The organism is Herbaspirillum sp. NPDC101396, assembly GCF_044767365.1.
GTDB lineage: Bacteria > Pseudomonadota > Gammaproteobacteria > Burkholderiales > Burkholderiaceae_D > Herbaspirillum.
This window is the reverse complement of record NZ_JBIWNT010000006.1, coordinates 132094-148665: the sequence shown is the minus strand read 5'-3', so window position 1 is coordinate 148665 and position 16572 is coordinate 132094. Positions and strand designations below refer to the sequence as shown.

17 protein-coding genes are annotated in these 16572 nt (G+C 61.5%); 5 read left to right on the top strand and 12 right to left on the bottom strand.

Annotated features, from left to right (window positions below):
- Positions 1-119 precede the first annotated feature (119 nt).
- Positions 120-1682 (top strand): methyl-accepting chemotaxis protein, encoded by a 1563-nt coding sequence (locus ACIROY_RS20735; RefSeq protein WP_402343859.1) that lies wholly within the window; start codon positions 120-122, stop codon positions 1680-1682.
- Positions 1683-1768: 86 nt separating this feature from the next.
- Here the strand turns inward: ACIROY_RS20735 and ACIROY_RS20730 are convergent, their stop codons facing one another.
- From ACIROY_RS20730 to ACIROY_RS20720, 3 genes are all read right to left on the bottom strand, one after another.
- Complete coding sequence (locus ACIROY_RS20730; protein WP_402277911.1) at positions 1769-2044, bottom strand: DUF493 family protein; 276 nt, start codon at positions 2042-2044, stop codon at positions 1769-1771.
- Between the two features lie 154 nt (positions 2045-2198).
- The gene (locus ACIROY_RS20725) at positions 2199-3050 is read right to left on the bottom strand and encodes a D-amino acid aminotransferase (RefSeq protein WP_402343856.1); all 852 of its coding nucleotides are present in this window, start codon (positions 3048-3050) and stop codon (positions 2199-2201) included.
- Positions 3051-3160: 110 nt separating this feature from the next.
- Positions 3161-3808, bottom strand: a complete 648-nt coding sequence (locus ACIROY_RS20720) for a TetR/AcrR family transcriptional regulator (RefSeq protein WP_402277913.1) — start codon at positions 3806-3808, stop codon at positions 3161-3163.
- A gap of 98 nt (positions 3809-3906) precedes the next feature.
- Between ACIROY_RS20720 and ACIROY_RS20715 the strand changes: the two genes are divergently transcribed.
- Positions 3907-4647 carry a 3-oxoacyl-ACP reductase family protein gene (locus ACIROY_RS20715; RefSeq protein ID WP_402277914.1) on the top strand — a complete coding sequence of 247 codons (741 nt, stop codon included), beginning with the start codon at positions 3907-3909 and terminating at the stop codon, positions 4645-4647.
- Positions 4648-4680: 33 nt separating this feature from the next.
- Here ACIROY_RS20715 and ACIROY_RS20710 read toward each other — a convergent pair whose 3' ends face one another.
- Positions 4681-6435 carry an ABC transporter ATP-binding protein/permease gene (locus ACIROY_RS20710; RefSeq protein WP_402277915.1) on the bottom strand — a complete coding sequence of 585 codons (1755 nt, stop codon included), beginning with the start codon at positions 6433-6435 and terminating at the stop codon, positions 4681-4683.
- On the opposite strand from ACIROY_RS20710, the gene ACIROY_RS20705 reads away from it, so the two are divergent.
- Positions 6410-6724, top strand: coding sequence for a hypothetical protein (locus ACIROY_RS20705; protein ID WP_402343853.1), 315 nt, complete (start codon positions 6410-6412; stop codon positions 6722-6724). The two genes, ACIROY_RS20710 and ACIROY_RS20705, sit on opposite strands and share 26 nt — an antisense overlap.
- Positions 6708-8549 carry an ABC transporter ATP-binding protein gene (locus ACIROY_RS20700; protein ID WP_402277917.1) on the top strand — a complete coding sequence of 614 codons (1842 nt, stop codon included), beginning with the start codon at positions 6708-6710 and terminating at the stop codon, positions 8547-8549. The genes ACIROY_RS20705 and ACIROY_RS20700 overlap by 17 nt, the downstream gene beginning before the upstream one ends.
- A gap of 75 nt (positions 8550-8624) precedes the next feature.
- Here ACIROY_RS20700 and ACIROY_RS20695 read toward each other — a convergent pair whose 3' ends face one another.
- Positions 8625-9206, bottom strand: a complete 582-nt coding sequence (locus ACIROY_RS20695) for a nuclear transport factor 2 family protein (protein ID WP_402343850.1) — start codon at positions 9204-9206, stop codon at positions 8625-8627.
- A gap of 119 nt (positions 9207-9325) precedes the next feature.
- Here ACIROY_RS20695 and ACIROY_RS20690 point away from each other — a divergent pair, with 119 nt between their 5' ends.
- The gene (locus ACIROY_RS20690; RefSeq protein ID WP_402343847.1) at positions 9326-10297 is read left to right on the top strand and encodes a GlxA family transcriptional regulator; all 972 of its coding nucleotides are present in this window, start codon (positions 9326-9328) and stop codon (positions 10295-10297) included.
- A 24-nt stretch (positions 10298-10321) separates the two neighbouring features.
- Here ACIROY_RS20690 and ACIROY_RS20685 read toward each other — a convergent pair whose 3' ends face one another.
- The 7 genes from ACIROY_RS20685 to mnmG all read right to left on the bottom strand — a co-directional run bounded on the left by ACIROY_RS20685 (position 10322) and on the right by mnmG (position 16431).
- Entirely contained in the window at positions 10322-10726 is a 405-nt protein-coding gene (locus ACIROY_RS20685; protein ID WP_402277920.1) for a 4-oxalocrotonate tautomerase family protein, read from the bottom strand.
- A 63-nt stretch (positions 10727-10789) separates the two neighbouring features.
- A complete protein-coding gene (locus tag ACIROY_RS20680) occupies positions 10790-11698 on the bottom strand; it encodes a ParB/RepB/Spo0J family partition protein (RefSeq protein ID WP_402277921.1) in 909 nt (302 codons plus the stop codon).
- A gap of 59 nt (positions 11699-11757) precedes the next feature.
- Positions 11758-12528, bottom strand: coding sequence for a ParA family protein (locus ACIROY_RS20675; RefSeq protein ID WP_116436175.1), 771 nt, complete (start codon positions 12526-12528; stop codon positions 11758-11760).
- 71 nt (positions 12529-12599) lie between these two features.
- Positions 12600-13232, bottom strand: coding sequence for a leucine efflux protein LeuE (gene leuE, locus ACIROY_RS20670; RefSeq protein ID WP_402277922.1), 633 nt, complete (start codon positions 13230-13232; stop codon positions 12600-12602).
- 32 nt (positions 13233-13264) lie between these two features.
- Entirely contained in the window at positions 13265-13822 is a 558-nt protein-coding gene (locus tag ACIROY_RS20665) for a lipocalin family protein (protein WP_402277923.1), read from the bottom strand.
- Entirely contained in the window at positions 13823-14491 is a 669-nt protein-coding gene (gene rsmG, locus ACIROY_RS20660) for a 16S rRNA (guanine(527)-N(7))-methyltransferase RsmG (RefSeq protein ID WP_402277924.1), read from the bottom strand.
- A gap of 5 nt (positions 14492-14496) precedes the next feature.
- Entirely contained in the window at positions 14497-16431 is a 1935-nt protein-coding gene (gene mnmG, locus ACIROY_RS20655) for a tRNA uridine-5-carboxymethylaminomethyl(34) synthesis enzyme MnmG (protein WP_402343844.1), read from the bottom strand.
- Between the last annotated feature and the right edge of the window lie 141 nt (positions 16432-16572).

Sequence of the window (16572 nt, the reverse complement as noted above, 5' to 3'; positions counted from 1 at the left end):
CGCATCACCCCGCGCAGGCGACGTCTGATCTTGCCTGCACGCTTGAAAATTTCCGCCGGCCTTGCCGGTCGGTATCTGCATTCGCTTTGCCTATTGTCTGTTTCCGCTCGGAGTCTCTTATGAAAAATCTTAAAATCGGCGTACGCCTCGGCATCGGCTTTGTCGTCATCCTCATGCTCATGGTCGTCATGCTGGGCATCAGCGTCTGGCGTCTGCAGCAGATCAATACCGCCGTGGTGTCGATCACCACCGACTCGATCACCAATGAACGCAACGCGGTCGAATGGCTGGCGGTGATCCGCGAGAGCGGCATTCGCACGCTGGCGGTGATCAAGACTGAAGATCCGGATGCGCAGCAATACTTCACGGCGCAGATCGCTGCGGAGTCGGCGCGCATTGCGCCGATGCGCAAGAAGATCGAAGAGATCAATACTGCGCCGCAAGAGGTCGCGCAACTGGCCGAGATCAACAAGGTGCGCGACACCTACCAGGCAGTGCGCAACGACATATTCAAGCTCAAGAAGGCCGGCAATCTCGACGAAGCCAAGAAGATGACGGCGGAGAAATTCATGCCCTTGTATGCCTCCTACACCGGCGCGGTCGCCAAGTTCCGCGACATGCAGCGCCAGGAGATCAGCACCTCGGCCGAAGCGGTCGCCGACTATTATTCGTCCAGCCGCAACATGCTGATCATCCTCGGCATCGTCGAGCTGGTGCTGGGCGGCGCGCTGGCATGGCTGCTGACGATCAGCATCACACGCCCGCTCACGCAGGCGGTCGGCATCGCCGAAACGGTGGCGGCGGGCGACCTGAGCTCGGACATCGTCGCCGGCGGCAAGGACGAAACCGGCCAGCTGCTCACCGCGCTCAAGACCATGAACGACAACCTGCTCAATATCGTCAGCCAGGTGCGCGTCGGCACCGACACCATCAGCACGGCCTCGAGTGAAATCGCCAGCGGCAATCTGGATCTGTCGGGCCGCACCGAACAGCAGGCCGGCTCGCTGGAAGAAACCGCGTCGGCAATGGAAGAACTGACCTCGACCGTGAAACAGAATGCCGACAATGCCCGCCAGGCGAATCAACTCGCGGTGTCCGCTTCCGAGGTCGCGCAACAGGGCGGCGCGGTGGTGAGCCAGGTGGTCGACACGATGGGCTCGATCAACGACTCTTCGCGCAAGATCGTCGACATCATCAGCGTGATCGACGGCATCGCCTTCCAGACCAATATCCTGGCGCTCAACGCCGCGGTGGAAGCTGCACGCGCCGGCGAACAAGGCCGGGGCTTTGCGGTGGTGGCGAGCGAAGTGCGCAGCCTGGCGCAACGCTCTTCCGCTGCGGCCAAGGAAATCAAGACGCTGATCGACGATTCGGTGTCCAAGGTCGACATCGGCAGCAAGCTGGTGCAGCAGGCCGGCGAAACCATGAACGAGGTGGTCGCCAGCGTCAAGCGCGTGACCGACATCGTCGGCGAAATCAGTTCGGCCAGCCAGGAACAGAGCGCCGGCATCAGTCAGGTCGGCCAGGCCATCACGCAGATGGATGAAACGACTCAGCAGAACGCCGCGCTGGTCGAGCAGGCGGCAGCTGCAGCGCAATCCTTGCAGGACCAGGCCGGGCGACTGGCGCAGGTGGTCAGCGTATTCAAGCTGGATCGGACGTACACCGCAGCCCTGCGCTAAACGCTGCGCCGCAAATGAAAACCGGTTCGCCTCCTGCGAGGACGAACCGGTTTTTTTATGCCCGCATGGCGGACGCAATCCCTGGCTTACAGCACGAACTTGACCATCTCGTGCGACGACAGCGCACGGTACAGATTGTCGAGTTGCTCGCGGCTGGTGGCGCGGACGGTGACCGTCAGCGACAGGTATTTGCCTTGTGTCGAAGGCCGCATTTCGACCTTGCCGGCGTGGAAGGACGGATCGTGTTCGATCACCATGTTGACGATGCGGTCGGTGAATTCGTCGTGCATGATGCCGACCACCTTGATCGGGAAATCGCTGGGATATTCAATCAGCGATTCTTCCGGAGGAATGACGGGCATAGCAGGAGCGGCGGGATCAACAGGATCTTTGGGTGATGACATGGCGGTGTTTTGAAAACTTCTGTGGCGATCTGCGTATTTTACGCCACTCGCCGCCCGCCTGCGCATGTCTTGCCGCGTGACAAGACATGCGTTTATTCAAATACAACGATCTTCAGAGCGCCGCCTTGGCCGCCTGGTAGGCCGCGTACAACTTGGCGAACACCGGGCCCGGCTTGCCGTCGCCGACGCGCTGGTCATCGATGGTCACTACCGGCAGCACTTCCTTGGTGGCGGAAGACAGCAGCACTTCATCGGCGCCGAAGACTTCCTCGCGCGTGATGCGGCGCGCTTCGAACACGATGCCCTGCGACTTGCACAGCTCTTCGATGAAGCCGTAACGGATGCCTTCGAGGATCAGGTTGTCCTTGGGCGGCGCCGACAGCTTGCCGTCCTTGACGATCCAGACGTTGGACGACGAGGCTTCGCTGAGGAACTCGTCGCGGAACTGGATCGCTTCAGTGACTTCGTGCTCGGCCGCATATTGCGCCGCCAGCACGTTACCCAGCAGCGAGGTCGACTTGATCTGGCAATTCAGCCAGCGCTTGTCTTCCAGCGTGACGCAGGCCACACCCTTGGCGCGCACCTCGGCCGACGGCACTGCCAGCGGGCTGGTCATCATGAACACCGTCGGCGTGACCGGATCCTTGGGGAATGCGTGGCCGCGCTTGGCGACGCCGCGCGTAACCTGGATGTAGACGATCTGATCGTTGAGATCATTGGCCTGCACCACGCGCTCGATCAGCGCCAGCCATTCGGCTTCGTTATGCGGATTGGTAATACCGATGGTGGCAAGGCTGCGGAACAGGCGCGCAATGTGATGGGTGCCGCGGAACGGCTTGCGGGCGTACATCGGGATCACTTCATACACGCCGTCGCCGAAGATGAAGCCGCGGTCCAGCACGGGAATGCGGGCTTCGGAGAGCGGCGTCATTTCGCCGTTGAGGTACACGATGGGGTCGTTCATGGCTGCGTCTTCTGGTGGAATTCAAATGTTATGGGAAATGCGACAGGAACATTCTTGCATACGTGCGCGCGCGCCGCTATGCAAAGTAAGCATCGGGCGATGCCCTCGCCTCATGACGCCGCAGCCGCCTTTGCCGTACGTTTGCCCACCGCCTTTGCGGCAGCGGTCACGGGCTGCACCGGCCATGCCGACATTGCGGCGACGACCGCCGCCTTGAGCGATTTCTTCGAGGTGCCGTCGCGCGCCTGGATCGACATGCCCTGCAGCAGCGTGGCGTAGAAGGTGGCAAGTCCGCGCGTGTCGGTATCGGCCGGCAGTTCGCCTTCCTGCACCGCACGTTCGAGGCGGCGGCGGATGGCGTCGTTCCTGCTCACACGATTTTCCTGCAGGTAGAGGTCGACGGTTTCGTTGGCCGCGCCGCATTTGGTGGCCGCGGTCACGACCAGGCAGCCGCCGGTGGCGCCAAGGTTGACGGCGGCGCCGTTGAGCATTGCCTCGATCGCTTCGCGCGCACTGGTATCGGCTTCCAGCGCTTCGCCGGTGAAGCGCCCTTCGTTGGCCTGGTAGTGTTCCACCACTTCGCGGAACAAGGCTTCCTTGCAGCCGAAGGCGGCGTACAGGCTGGGCGCGGTGATGCCCATCACCGCCGTCAGGTCGGCCAGCGAGGTTCCTTCGTATCCATATTTCCAAAACAGCATCATCGCGCGCCTTAAGGCGTCGGTGCGATCGAAGCTGCGCGGACGTCCTCGCTCAGCCATGCCCCTTCCTTTCCATAGCGATCATTACAAAATTGATTGACAAGCATATTATGCCTGACACACTATTATGTAACGATCACTATATAAAAGGAATCCCCATGACGCATCTTGCAGGAAAAGTCGCCCTCGTGACCGGCGGCAGCCGCGGCATCGGCGCAGCAATCGCACGCCGCCTGGCGCGCGACGGCGCCGACGTCGCCTTCACCTACGCCAGCGCCGCGGACAAGGCGCAGGCCGTGGCCGAAGACATCCGCAACGGCGGCCGGCGTGCGCTGGCGCTGGTCGCCGACAACCGCGATCCTGCAGCGGTGACCGGCGCGGTGGAACGCACGGCGGCCGAGTTCGGCCGGCTCGACATCCTGGTCAACAATGCCGGCATCTTCATCGCCAAACCATTCGAGGACTATTCGCTGGACGACTTCGAGCTGAGCAACGCGATCAACGTGCGCGCGGTGTTCGTCGCCTCGCAGGCGGCGGCCCGTCACATGCAGCAAGGCGGACGCATCATCACCATCGGCAGCAACCTGGCCGACCGCGTGCCGAAGCCTTCCATCACGCTCTACGCGATGAACAAGTCGGCGCTGGTCGGCCTGACCAAGGGCATGGCGCGCGACCTCGGCGCGCGCGGCATCACCGCCAACCTGGTACAGCCGGGCCCGACCGACACCGACATGAATCCTGCCGCCGGTCCCAAGGCGGCCGGCTCGCTGGCCTTCATGGCACTGCCGCATTACGGCGAAGGTAAGGATATCGCCGGCCTGGTGGCGTTCCTGGCCGGCGACGAAGGCCGCTTCGTGACCGGCGCCGCGCTCACCATTGACGGCGGCTATAACGCCTGAGAGTGCGCATTCAGCGCGGCCGGTTCAGCACGATCAAAGCGGCTGGATGTTGAGACGGCTGATGCTGTCGCCGGCAGCATTGTTGCGGTTGGAAAAATGCCAGCGCTGCTGATGGTAGCGCGCCACGGTTTCGCGATGAGCGATGCTGACGATGGCTGACTGCGGCAGCTCTTCGTGCAGCAGGGAGTACAGCGCTTCTTCGGTCTCGCCGTCCATGGCGCTGCTGGCTTCGTCGAGGAACACGACTTCCGGTCGCGTCAGGAACACGCGCGCAAACGCCAGGCGCTGTTGCTCGCCCGGCGACAGGCGATTGCCCCAGTTGTTGTAGACATCGAGTTGGTCCTTGAGATGCGGCAGGCGGCACAGGTCGAGATAGTGGCAGATCGCCAGGTCGGTATAAGCGCTCTCATCGGCCGGATACGCCAGCGCCGAACGCAACGTGCCGATCGGCAGGTAACTCGCTTGCGGCACGAACATCAGCTTCGCCTTGTGCGGGATCTGGATGTCGCCGCCGCCGTACGGCCAGATGCCGGCGATGGCGCGGAACAGCGTCGACTTGCCGCAACCCGATGGGCCGCTCACCAGGATGCGCTCGCCGGGATGGATTGCGCCATTGACGCCGCCAATCAGCGCGCGTCCGTCGGGTAGTGCAAGGTCGAGCTTGTCGAACAGGATGGCGCCGACGTTGTTGCGTTCCACCGAGATGCTGGCGGGTTGCTTCTGGGCCTGTTCCACCGCGAGGTTGAAACCAGCCAGACGATTGATGCTGGCCTTCCAGTCGGCCAGCGTGGTGAAGGCGTTGATGAACCATGACAAGGCATCCTGCACCTGGCCGAAGGCGCTGCTGAGCTGCATCAGCACGCCCAGCGACATGGCGCCGGAAAAATAGCGCGGCGCCGCCACCAGCATCGGGAAAATGATTGCGAACTGGCCATAGAAATTGCTCGCGATGTTGAGGCTCTTGGTGGTGCGCATGATGTCCCACCAGTTGCGGCGGATATCTTCGAAACGCAGGTCGAGCTCGTCACGCTCGCGTCGCTCGCCGCGATACAGGGCGATAGCTTCGGCATGTTCGCGAATCCGGATCAAGCCGAAACGATAGTTCGCCTCGAAGCGCTCCTGGTTGTAGCTCTGCACCACCAGAGGCTTGCCGATCCACCAGATGATCCACGAGCCGACGCCGGCATAGGCGATGGCGAACCACACCATGTAGCCCGGGATGACCCAGTCGTGCTGCATGAAGGCGAACGAGAGCGGCCCGCTGATGGCCCACAGGATGCCGACGAAGGACACCAGCGTCACCAGGCTGGAGATGAAGCCGAGCACCAGGCTGATGGTGTTCGAGGTCAGCGAGCGCAAGTCCTCCGCGATACGCTGGTCGGGATTGTCGGCAATGCGGCCCTGCTCCATGCGGTAGTAGGCGTGATGGTCCAGCCACTTCCCCATGTACTTGTCGGTCATCCAGGTGCGCCAGCGGATCTGCAGCGATTGCGTCAGGTAAATGCGCGCCGTGGCGACCACGATATAGGCAAAGGCCAGGTAACTGAACTGCCACAGCAGGCCCTTGAAGGCGGCGTAATCCTTGTTCTGCAGGGAATCGTACATGGTGCGATTCCAGTCGGTGAGAAGCACATTGATGTAGACCATGACCAGCACCAGCGCAATGATCACCGCCATCAGACCCCATGCTTTCGAGCGTTCTTCCGAAATCCAGTACGGTTTGATGAGTCGCCAGACGGCGTGACGGTTGAAGGGCTGTGCGATGGCTTTTTTCTTGTTGGCTGTCATGAATTTTCCGAAGGAGTTCTGTGCAGGATCATCCGCGATGATAAGCAATCCGGCGGTTTTCGGCTGCGGAATAAATGCAACCAAGTGCAACGAAGGCTGCAATCAAGGCGCGCCGGCGGTATTCGTCAGCCTGCAGCAAGCTACCCGCCCTGTTTTGGTGAACGGGTTAGAATCTCTGTTCTTCGCCGCACCGCCGCCCGATTTCTTCTGCGCCATCCTCGCACACGACAAGAAATGTGCACCGGTCCACCCGGCGACACTCTGGAGATTGCATGCTCGCATGGTTTGAAAAACTGGTTCACCCCTACCCCGACAACGTCATCAAGCCGCCGCCGCGCGGCTTCACCGCCTTCATCTGGGCCTGTACCAAGGGTCTGCGCCGCTACATCGTGGCGATGACCACACTGACCGCGATCATCGGCGCCTTCGAAGCGCTGCTGTTCGCGATGATGGGCCGCATCGTCGACTGGCTCAGCCATATCGCGCCGGCGCAGTTGTGGACGCAGGAACGCGGCAGCCTGATCTGGCTGGCCGTGGTGCTGGCCGGCAGTCCGCTGCTGATCGCACTGCAGACCTTCTTCAAGCACCAGACGCTGGCGGGCGCGTTCCCGATGATGCTGCGCTGGAAATTCCATCGCCTGATGCTCAACCAGAGCATGAGTTTCTATCAGGACGAATTCGCCGGCCGCGTCGCCGCCAAGGTGATGCAGACCGCGCTGGCGGTGCGCGACGTGTGCATGATCATGGGCGACATCCTGGTGTTCGTGATGATCTACTTCGTCACCATGGCGGCGGTGGTCGGCGGCTTCGACCTGTGGATGCTGGCGCCCTTCTTCGGCTGGCTGGTGCTGTACATGGCGGCGTTGCGCTACTTCGTGCCGCGCCTGTCGAAGGTGGCGCGCAACCAGGCCGATGCGCGCTCGCTGATGACCGGACGCATCACCGATGCCTACACCAACATCGCCACCGTCAAGCTGTTCTCGCACGCGGGTCGCGAGGCCGGTTATGCGCGCAGCGCGATGCAGGATTTCCTGCTCACGGTGAATCGTCAGATGCGCCTGGTCAGCGGTTTTGAAATCGTCAATCACTCGCTCAACATGGTGCTGATCCTGTCGACGGCGGGCGTGGCGCTGTGGCTGTGGACGCAGGGCCAGCTCGGCATCGGCGCGGTCGCCGCAGCCACCGCGATGGCGCTGCGCCTGAACGGCATCGCGCATTGGGTGATGTGGGAAATGGCGGCGCTGTTCGAACACGTCGGCACCGTGCAAGACGGCATCAACACGCTGTCGCGCGCGCATGATGTGAAGGATTTGCCGGACGCGCAACCGCTTGATGTCAAACGCGGTGAACTGGTCTTCGAGAACGTCAGCTTCGCCTACGGCGCCACCGGTCCGGATGCGCGCCAGGTGATCGACCAGCTCAACCTGAACATCCGCCCCGGCGAAAAGATTGGCCTGGTCGGCCGTTCCGGCGCCGGTAAGTCAACCATCGTCAACCTGCTGCTGCGTTTCTATGATGTCGAGCAGGGCCGCGTGCTGATCGACGGCCAGGACATCGCCCACGTCACGCAGGACAGCCTGCGTGCGCAAGTCGGCATGGTCACGCAAGACACTTCGCTGCTGCATCGCTCGGTGCGCGACAACATCCTGTACGGCCGCCCCGACGCCGGTGACGACGACATGATCGCCGCCGCACGCCGCGCCGAAGCGCACGACTTCATCGGCAACCTGGCCGATGCGCACGGCCGCCGTGGTTACGATGCGCACGTCGGCGAGCGCGGCGTGAAACTGTCCGGCGGTCAACGCCAGCGTATCGCGATTGCGCGCGTGATGCTCAAGGATGCACCGATCCTGCTGCTGGACGAAGCCACCAGCGCGCTCGATTCGGAAGTGGAAGCAGCAATCCAGGAAAGCCTGTATCGCCTCATGGAAGGCAAGACCGTGGTCGCCATCGCCCACCGCCTGTCGACCATCGCGGCGATGGACCGCCTGATCGTGCTCGACCAGGGTCGCATTGTCGAACAAGGCAGTCACCAGGAACTGCTGGCACACAACGGTTTGTATGCACGCCTGTGGTCGCATCAGAGTGGTGGTTTCCTGGGTGAGGAAGCGTGACGGGCTGATCGTGCAAATCGCATTCCGGCGCTGCAGATTTTTCGCGACGCCGGGATGCACATCTTCTTTTTTCGTTCAACCCGCCAGTGTTTCAGCGCGGTGAAAAAACTTGGCGGCAATGGTCCATTTGCCGTCCACCCTGAGCAGGTTCAGGTAGTCCTCCATGATGTTGTCGAACAGGCGCAGGCGCACTTTGGCCAGCGCCATATCGGGCGACAGCACATCAATCATCAGAATCTGATCGGCACGCCCAAAGCCGCGCGACTGCGGCGATTCACGCCCCTGCACCATCTTGCGATACTCGTCGAACGGGCGCACGACGACCACGCCGTCCTGTGCCGAATACAGCACGCAACCGCGATGGAAGACGCGATCGAATTGCTCAATATCCTGGCTCTGCAGGACGTCGAAGTACTCTTTCAAAAAACTCTGGATTTCTGCTACCGGCATGTCGTTTCCTTTGATGATGGATGGCCCTCCCATCTGCCGCAGCGCGCCGACATTTTTTCCTTTCTTCGATCTTCTCTGCTGCGGCAAGACGCCATTATGCGGACCGCGGACCGACAGACAAAACGGAAAATAATCACATCGCTTGCGAGAAATTCTCATATCGCAAGATGTTGACGCGAGCGTCGCAAAGCAATCAGGAGCAGTCACGGTCATCGCGCGGCGGGTGCTCGAAAAATGCACCGAGCCTGTGATCAGGGAGGCCGCATCACCACATTGTCAGGACGGCGCTATGATGGCGGCTATCGTTTCCACTGCCGATTGCTGCCATGCCTACTGTCGCCCTGCTGGTGTTCCCCGGAGTCCAGGCGCTCGATGTCTCGGGCCCGCTCGACGTATTCGCCGAGGCCAACCGTTTCTTGCCGCCGCAACAGCACTACCACCTCAGCGTGATCGGCAGCACGCACGAGCCCATCGTCTGTTCCAACCGCATGCAGATCGTGCCGCACCTGCACTACAGCGATGCGCGTGAGAACTACGACCTGCTGCTCGCCGCCGGCGGTCCCGGCTTGCCTCAGCAGGAGCGCGATGCCGAGTTGAGCGACTGGCTGGCCGATGCCGGGCAACGCGCCGGTCGCCACGGCTCGATCTGCAACGGCGCATTTTTGCTGGCGCATGCCGGCCTGCTCAACGGCAAACGCGTGACTACGCATTGGAATGACGCCGCTGTATTGGCGCGTGATTTCCCCGAGGTCGAAGTCGATGCCGATCGCATCTATCTGCGCGATGGCAAGCTGGTGACGTCGGCGGGCGTGACTGCCGGCATCGACCTGTCGCTGGCGTTGCTGGCGGAAGACGCCGGCCAGGAAGTCGCACTCAACGTCGCCAAACGGCTGGTGGTGTTCATGCAGCGCAGCGGCGGACAATCGCAGTTCAGTCCTTACCTTACGCCGTATGCGGAAGAAACTTCATTGGTCGGCCAGGTGCAGCATTACGTGCGCGAGCATCTGCAGGAGAAGCTCAGCGTCGACGTGTTGGCCAAGGTGGTGTCGAGCAGTCCGCGCAACTTTGCGCGCGTGTTTGCACGCGATGCGCGCATGACGCCGGCGGAGTTCATCGAGAGTGCGCGCGTCGATGCGGCGCGCGTGATGCTGGAGAGTTCGGCGGCGCCGTTGAAGACGGTCGCCTGGCGCTGCGGCTTCCGCGATGCCAGCCACATGCGCGTGGTGTTCCAGCGCCGGCTCGGCATCAGTGCGCAGCAGTATCGGGATAATTTTTCGACGAGTGCCGATACAAGGTAGTCAGTACGGTTATCAGCGCTGTGATCAACTCTCCGGCGCGGCTTCGCCGGCGGACCATTCGGGACTGTAGCCACCCAGCGTCGGGTGGTACATTTCATCGCCGCTGTGCTGAGTGAACTCGACGTTGAGCCGGTCTTCGCGCAAGCCCAGCACGTCGATGCAATCGCGGCACAAGGCCTTGGCGACTTCCATGCGCAGCTCCGGCGTGCGGCCGCGGCGGATGTCGCACATCAGCACCGAGACCGGCTCCACTTCGCCACCGTCAACCGTACGCCACACACTGCCTGCGCCGCACTCGCGGATGACGATGCTGATGCGGCGGATATCCACTGTCATCATGTCGGCATAGGTTTGCGCCATGCGCGTGGCGAGCTGCTTCTTTTGCTCCGCCGGATAGCTGTCGTTGACGTCGAGTTGCAGGTAAGGCATGGCGCTTTCCTTTCATTGCGGCGGCAGCTGCTGCTACACGTGCTGCCGCCGGAGCTTGCAGCGTTACTGCTCGACCGCTTCGCCGCGCAGGCGTGCGATCACGCCGTCGAGCGCATCGAGGTCGGAGAAATTGATGACCAGCTGGCCGCGATTCTTGGCGCCGGTCTTGATCGACACTTGCGTGGCCAGGATGTCGGACAGTTCTTCTTCGAGGCGTGTGATGTCGCGTGATTTTTCCTTGCCGCCGTCGCGTGGTTTGTTCGATGCCGCTTGCTCGGCGGTGGTGCGCACTACCAGCTTTTCCGCCTCGCGCACCGACATGCGCTTGGCGACGATCTGGTTCGCCAGCGTGATCTGCGTCGCAGAATCCACCGCCAGCAAGGCGCGTGCGTGACCCATGTCGATATCGCCGGCCATCAGCATGGTTTGCACCGGCTTGGCCAGGTTCAGCAAGCGCAGCAGGTTCGACACCGCGCTGCGCGAACGGCCGACTGCCACTGCCGCCTGCTCATGCGTGAAGTTGAAATCGGTGATCAGGCGATGGATGCCCTGCGCTTCTTCCAGCGGATTGAGATCCTCGCGCTGCATGTTTTCGATCAGCGCCATCGCGGCGGTGGTCTGGTCGTCGACGTTCTTCACCAGCACCGGAACTTCGGTCAGGCCGGCGATCTTGGCCGCGCGGAAGCGGCGTTCGCCGGCGATGATTTCGTAGATGTCCTTGCCGTTCTTCTGGCCGATGGCGCGGATCAGGATCGGCTGCAGCAGTCCCTGCTCCTTGATCGAGGCAGCGAGTTCATTGAGCGCGCCTTCGTCCATGCGGCTGCGCGGCTGGTACTTGCCGGCCTGCAGATCCGTGACCGGCATCACCGATGGCGAACCCGCAACGACCGGCACGTCTTCGGTGATATCGGAAGATCCGCCGAGCAGTGCGTCGAGACCGCGGCCGAGGCCTTTTGATTTTTTGGTTGCCATCTTTTACCTGCCTGTTTCTGAAATACTGATTACTGAAATTGTTTATATCGTTTATACGATTACAGCGTCTTGATGCGTTCGACCATCTCGGCGCCGAATGCGATGTACGCCTGCGCGCCCTTGGACGCTGCGTCGAAGTTCACACCCGGCATGCCGTACGACGGCGCTTCGGCCAGGCGCACGTTGCGCGGGATCACGGTCTTGAATACCTTGTCGCCGAAATGCTGTTCCAACTGGTCGGACACTTGCTGCGACAGCGTCATGCGCGGATCGAACATCACCCGCAGCAAGCCGATGATCTTGAGATCGGGGTTGAGCTTGGCGTGCACTTTCTTGATGGTGTTGACGAGGTCGGACAGGCCTTCGAGCGCATAGTATTCACACTGCATCGGGATCACCACGCCATGGGCCGAGCACAAGCCGTTGAGCGTCAGCAGCGACAGCGCCGGCGGACAATCGATGAGAATGAAATCGTAGTCGTCGGCGACGGCGGCGAAGGCATCCTTCAGCCGCTTCTCGCGATTCTCGAGTTCGACCATTTCGACTTCGGCGCCGGCCAGTTCGCGGTTGGCCGGCAGCACGTCGAAGTTGCCGCTTTCGGAACGCTTGCGTACGCTCTTGATGTCGGCCATGCCGAGCAGCACTTCATAGATCGAGCCCTTAAGCTCGGCCTTGTTGATGCCGGAACCCATGGTGGCATTGCCCTGCGGATCGAGGTCGACGAGCAGCACGCGCTGATTGTGCTGTGCCAGGCCGGCAGCGAGATTGACTGCTGTGGTGGTTTTGCCCACACCGCCTTTTTGATTCGCAACGCAAAAGATTTTAGCCATAGGTTTTTCTAGTTAGTGTTCCGTCGGGATTACAGTGAATCGTTTGTCGTTGAGTTTGTCGTCGATACAGCTTAGTGCGTGCTCAGCTTGATGCCGAAGCCGATCAGGAAAACGCCGGCTGCGCGCGAGGCCAGCGTGGCAATTTTGCGATTGCGCGCGAGCCGTTTTGCGGCGGCGTTGCCGGCCAGGACCAGCAGACTGCCATAGATCAGCGTGCATGTACAAATCACGGCGCCCATGGTCAGGAAAGTCGCTGCACCTTTTTGCGTGGCAGGATCGATGAACAGCGGGAAAAATGCCATGTAGAACACGATGGCCTTCGGATTCATCAGCGTGACGAAAAAGCCGCGACGGAAATCCGCCATGTTCGAGAACGGCACCACCGAAGATCCACCCTCTTCCTTCGCAAACAGCAAGCGTGCGCCGAGATAAGCCAGATAGGCCGCGCCCACATACTGCATGCCCTTGAACAGCAGAGGATTGGCGTGCAGCAGCGCCGCCACGCCGATCGCCGCGAGGAACATCAGCACGATGTCGCCCAGCATCAGGCCTGCGATCGCTGCGAAGCCGCCGCGCAAGCCGTGCTTGGCCGAGCAGGTCAGCACGCAGAACGTGCCGGGACCGGGCAGCATCAGGAACACCACCGTCGCGGCAATCAGTTGCCAGACATCGGTAATGCCGATCATGTGAAACAGTGCTTGCATGGCGTCTCCTTGATTGGAATATCGGTCGTGAATTATTCTTGCGGCGTCTTGACCAGCTTCGACGTGTCGAAACCCTGCTTGGTGGCGTTGTTGACGGCGGCTTCATATTCCGCGGTCGACAGCGCCGGCTTGCGCGCCAGGATCCACAGGTAGTCGCGCGATGGCGTGCCGACGGTCGCGACCGAGTAGTCGGCGTCCAGGTCGATCACCCAGTAGTCGCCCCACACCAGCGGAAACCATGCCAGCCAGGCTGGTGCGAAGCGTACCTGCAGTTTGGCGTTGTGGCTGCCTTCGATCACACGCGCCAGGCCGTCGGCCTGGTCGAGCACCCCGCCTTCGACCTTGCAGCGATTGGTGACATCAATGTCGCCGTCGGTGCGCGCGCGGTATTCGGCGGTCACGTTGGAAATGCATTTCTTCTGGAAGCTGTTCGGGAAGCGGGCGATTTCATACCATTTGCCGACGTAGCGCTTCAGGTCGACCGAGGGTACGGTGACGACTTCCTGGGCCAGGACCGGAGCGGCCGTGGACAAGACTGCGGCCGCGAAGGCAAAAACCGATAATGCGCGAGTGACTGGCAAGTGCTTCATTCAGGACCTTTCAATAAAGATCAGATGACGTTCTGCATCGAGTCCGGGCACCTCCAGTGCCTGGGTCTTTTCCACCTTCCATCCATCCGGCAGGCGCGCGATTTCGTCCTGCGGCATCACGCCCTTCATGGCGATGTAGCGACCGCCGGGTTGCAACAGATGGTTCGACCAGTTGATGAAGTCGTTGAGTTCCGCAAACGCGCGTGAAGTGATGACGTCGAATAGTTGCTTAACTTGCAACTGTTCGACGCGCGCCGTATACACTGAGATATTGCTTAATTGCAATTCCGCCTTGGCTTGCGTGAGGAACGCGGTCTTCTTGTGCACGGTGTCGATCATCGACACCTTCATGCCGGGACGCGCCTCGGCCGCCCAGATGGCCAGAACGATACCGGGCAAACCGCCGCCGGCGCCGACGTCCAGCACATTGTCGGCTTGCGCGAAGGCCGATACCGCAGCCAGCGAATCGAGCAAATGATGGGTCATCATCTGCGCCGGATCGCGCAGTGCGGTCAGGTTGTAAGTGCGATTCCACTTGGCCATCAGGGCCAGGTAAGCCAGCAGCTTCTTGTGCTGGCCGGCGCTCAGCGTCAGGCCGAGCGCTTCGGCGCCGGCGCTGAGGGTGCTGCCCAGTTGCAGGTCGGTAGGCGTGGTGGTGGTCGTATTCAAGATGCTCAGGCCGCTTCGTTATGATTATCGGAAACGGCGGCGTGCCTCAGGCCGCCTTTTTTCAGGTGGACCAGCAGCAGGGACAAGGCCGCCGGCGTCACGCCGGAAATGCGCGAAGCCTGGCCCAGGGTTTCGGGCTTGTGCTTGTTGAGCTTCTGGCGCACTTCGATCGACAGCGCCTGGACTTCCATGTAGTCGAGGTCGGCCGGCAATTTCAGGCTTTCATTGTGTTCCTGGCGGCCGATTTCCTTGGCCTGGCGGTCGATGTAGCCGGCGTACTTGATCTGGATCTCGATCTGTTCGCGCACCGGATCGTCGCTCACGCCCGGACCCGCCAGCGCCTGGCCGTCGGTGCCGGTCAGCGTCATCAGGCTGTCGTAGGTAACGTTCGGGCGGCGCAGCAGATCGACCAGGTTGTATTCACGCTCGATGGCTTTGCCCAGCACGCGCTCGGCTTCGGCGTCGGCGAGGATGCGCGGGTTGACCCAGGTGGATTTCAGGCGCTCCATTTCACGTGCAACGGCTTCGCGCTTTTTCTCGAACATTTCCCACTGGGCATCGCCGACGCAACCAAGCTGGCGGCCGATTTCGGTCAGGCGCAGGTCGGCATTGTCTTCACGCAGGCTCAGGCGATACTCGGCGCGGCTGGTGAACATGCGGTAAGGCTCCAGCACGCCCTGGGTAATCAGGTCGTCGACCAGCACCCCGAGGTAAGCCTCGTCGCGACGCGGGGTCCAGGAATCACGGCCCTGTGTTTGCAGTGCAGCGTTGAGACCGGCCAGCATGCCTTGGGCTGCCGCTTCTTCGTAACCGGTAGTGCCGTTGATCTGGCCGGCGAAGAAGAGACCCTGGATTTGGCGGGTTTCCAGCGAAGACTTGAGGCCGCGCGGGTCGAAGTAGTCGTACTCGATGGCGTAGCCGGGGCGCAGGATGTGGGCGTTTTCCATGCCGCGCATTGAGCGCACCAGTGCCAGCTGGACGTCGAACGGCAGGCTGGTGGAAATACCGTTGGGGTAGAACTCGTTGGTCGTCAGGCCTTCCGGCTCCAGGTAGATCTGGTGCGAATCCTTGCCGGCGAAGCGGTGAATCTTGTCTTCGATCGACGGACAGTAGCGCGGGCCGACGCCTTCGATCACACCGGTGTACATCGGGCTGCGGTCGAGACCGGCGCGAATGATGTCGTGGGTCTGGGTGTTGGTATGGGTAATCCAGCACGGCATCTGTGCCGGATGCATGCCGACATTGCCCATGACCGAGAATACCGGGATCGGATCGAGGTCGCCGGGCTGCTCTTCCAGCACCGAAAAATCGATGCTGCGGCCGTCAATGCGTGGCGGCGTGCCGGTTTTCAGACGGCCTTGCGGCAGCTTGAGCTCTTTCAGGCGCGCCGACAGGGAGATCGCCGGCGGGTCCCCGGCACGGCCGGCGGAGTAATTATTGAGGCCGACGTGGATCTTCCCGTCGAGGAAAGTACCCGCAGTCAGCACCACCGCCCTGCCCGCAAAGCGGATCCCGGCCTGGGTCACGGCACCGATCACGCGGTCGCCTTCGACGATCAGGTCATCCACCGCCTGCTGGAATAGCCACAGGTTTGGTTGGTTTTCCAAGCGTGAACGGATCGCCTGCTTGTACAGGATGCGGTCGGCCTGGGCGCGCGTGGCGCGTACGGCCGGCCCTTTGGAAGAGTTCAGGATACGGAATTGGATGCCCGCCTCATCTGTCGCAATCGCCATCGCGCCGCCCATGGCGTCAACCTCCTTGACCAGGTGACCCTTGCCGATACCGCCAATGGAAGGATTGCACGACATCTGACCGAGGGTCTCGATGTTGTGGGTCAGCAGCAAAGTCGTTTGACCCATGCGGGCGGATGCCAAAGCAGCTTCGGTTCCGGCGTGACCGCCGCCGACGACAATGACATCAAAGTGTGTGGGGAATAGCATAATGCGCCTCGTGGAGACGGTGAACAGAGGCGAGATTATAAAGTCTTTTTGGACAGGTATCAGGGCCTACCCCTGTTATTCGCTTTTTATTCACGCTTTTTGTTTCACGTGAAACAATTTGAGGTTGGATTAGTATGCGCT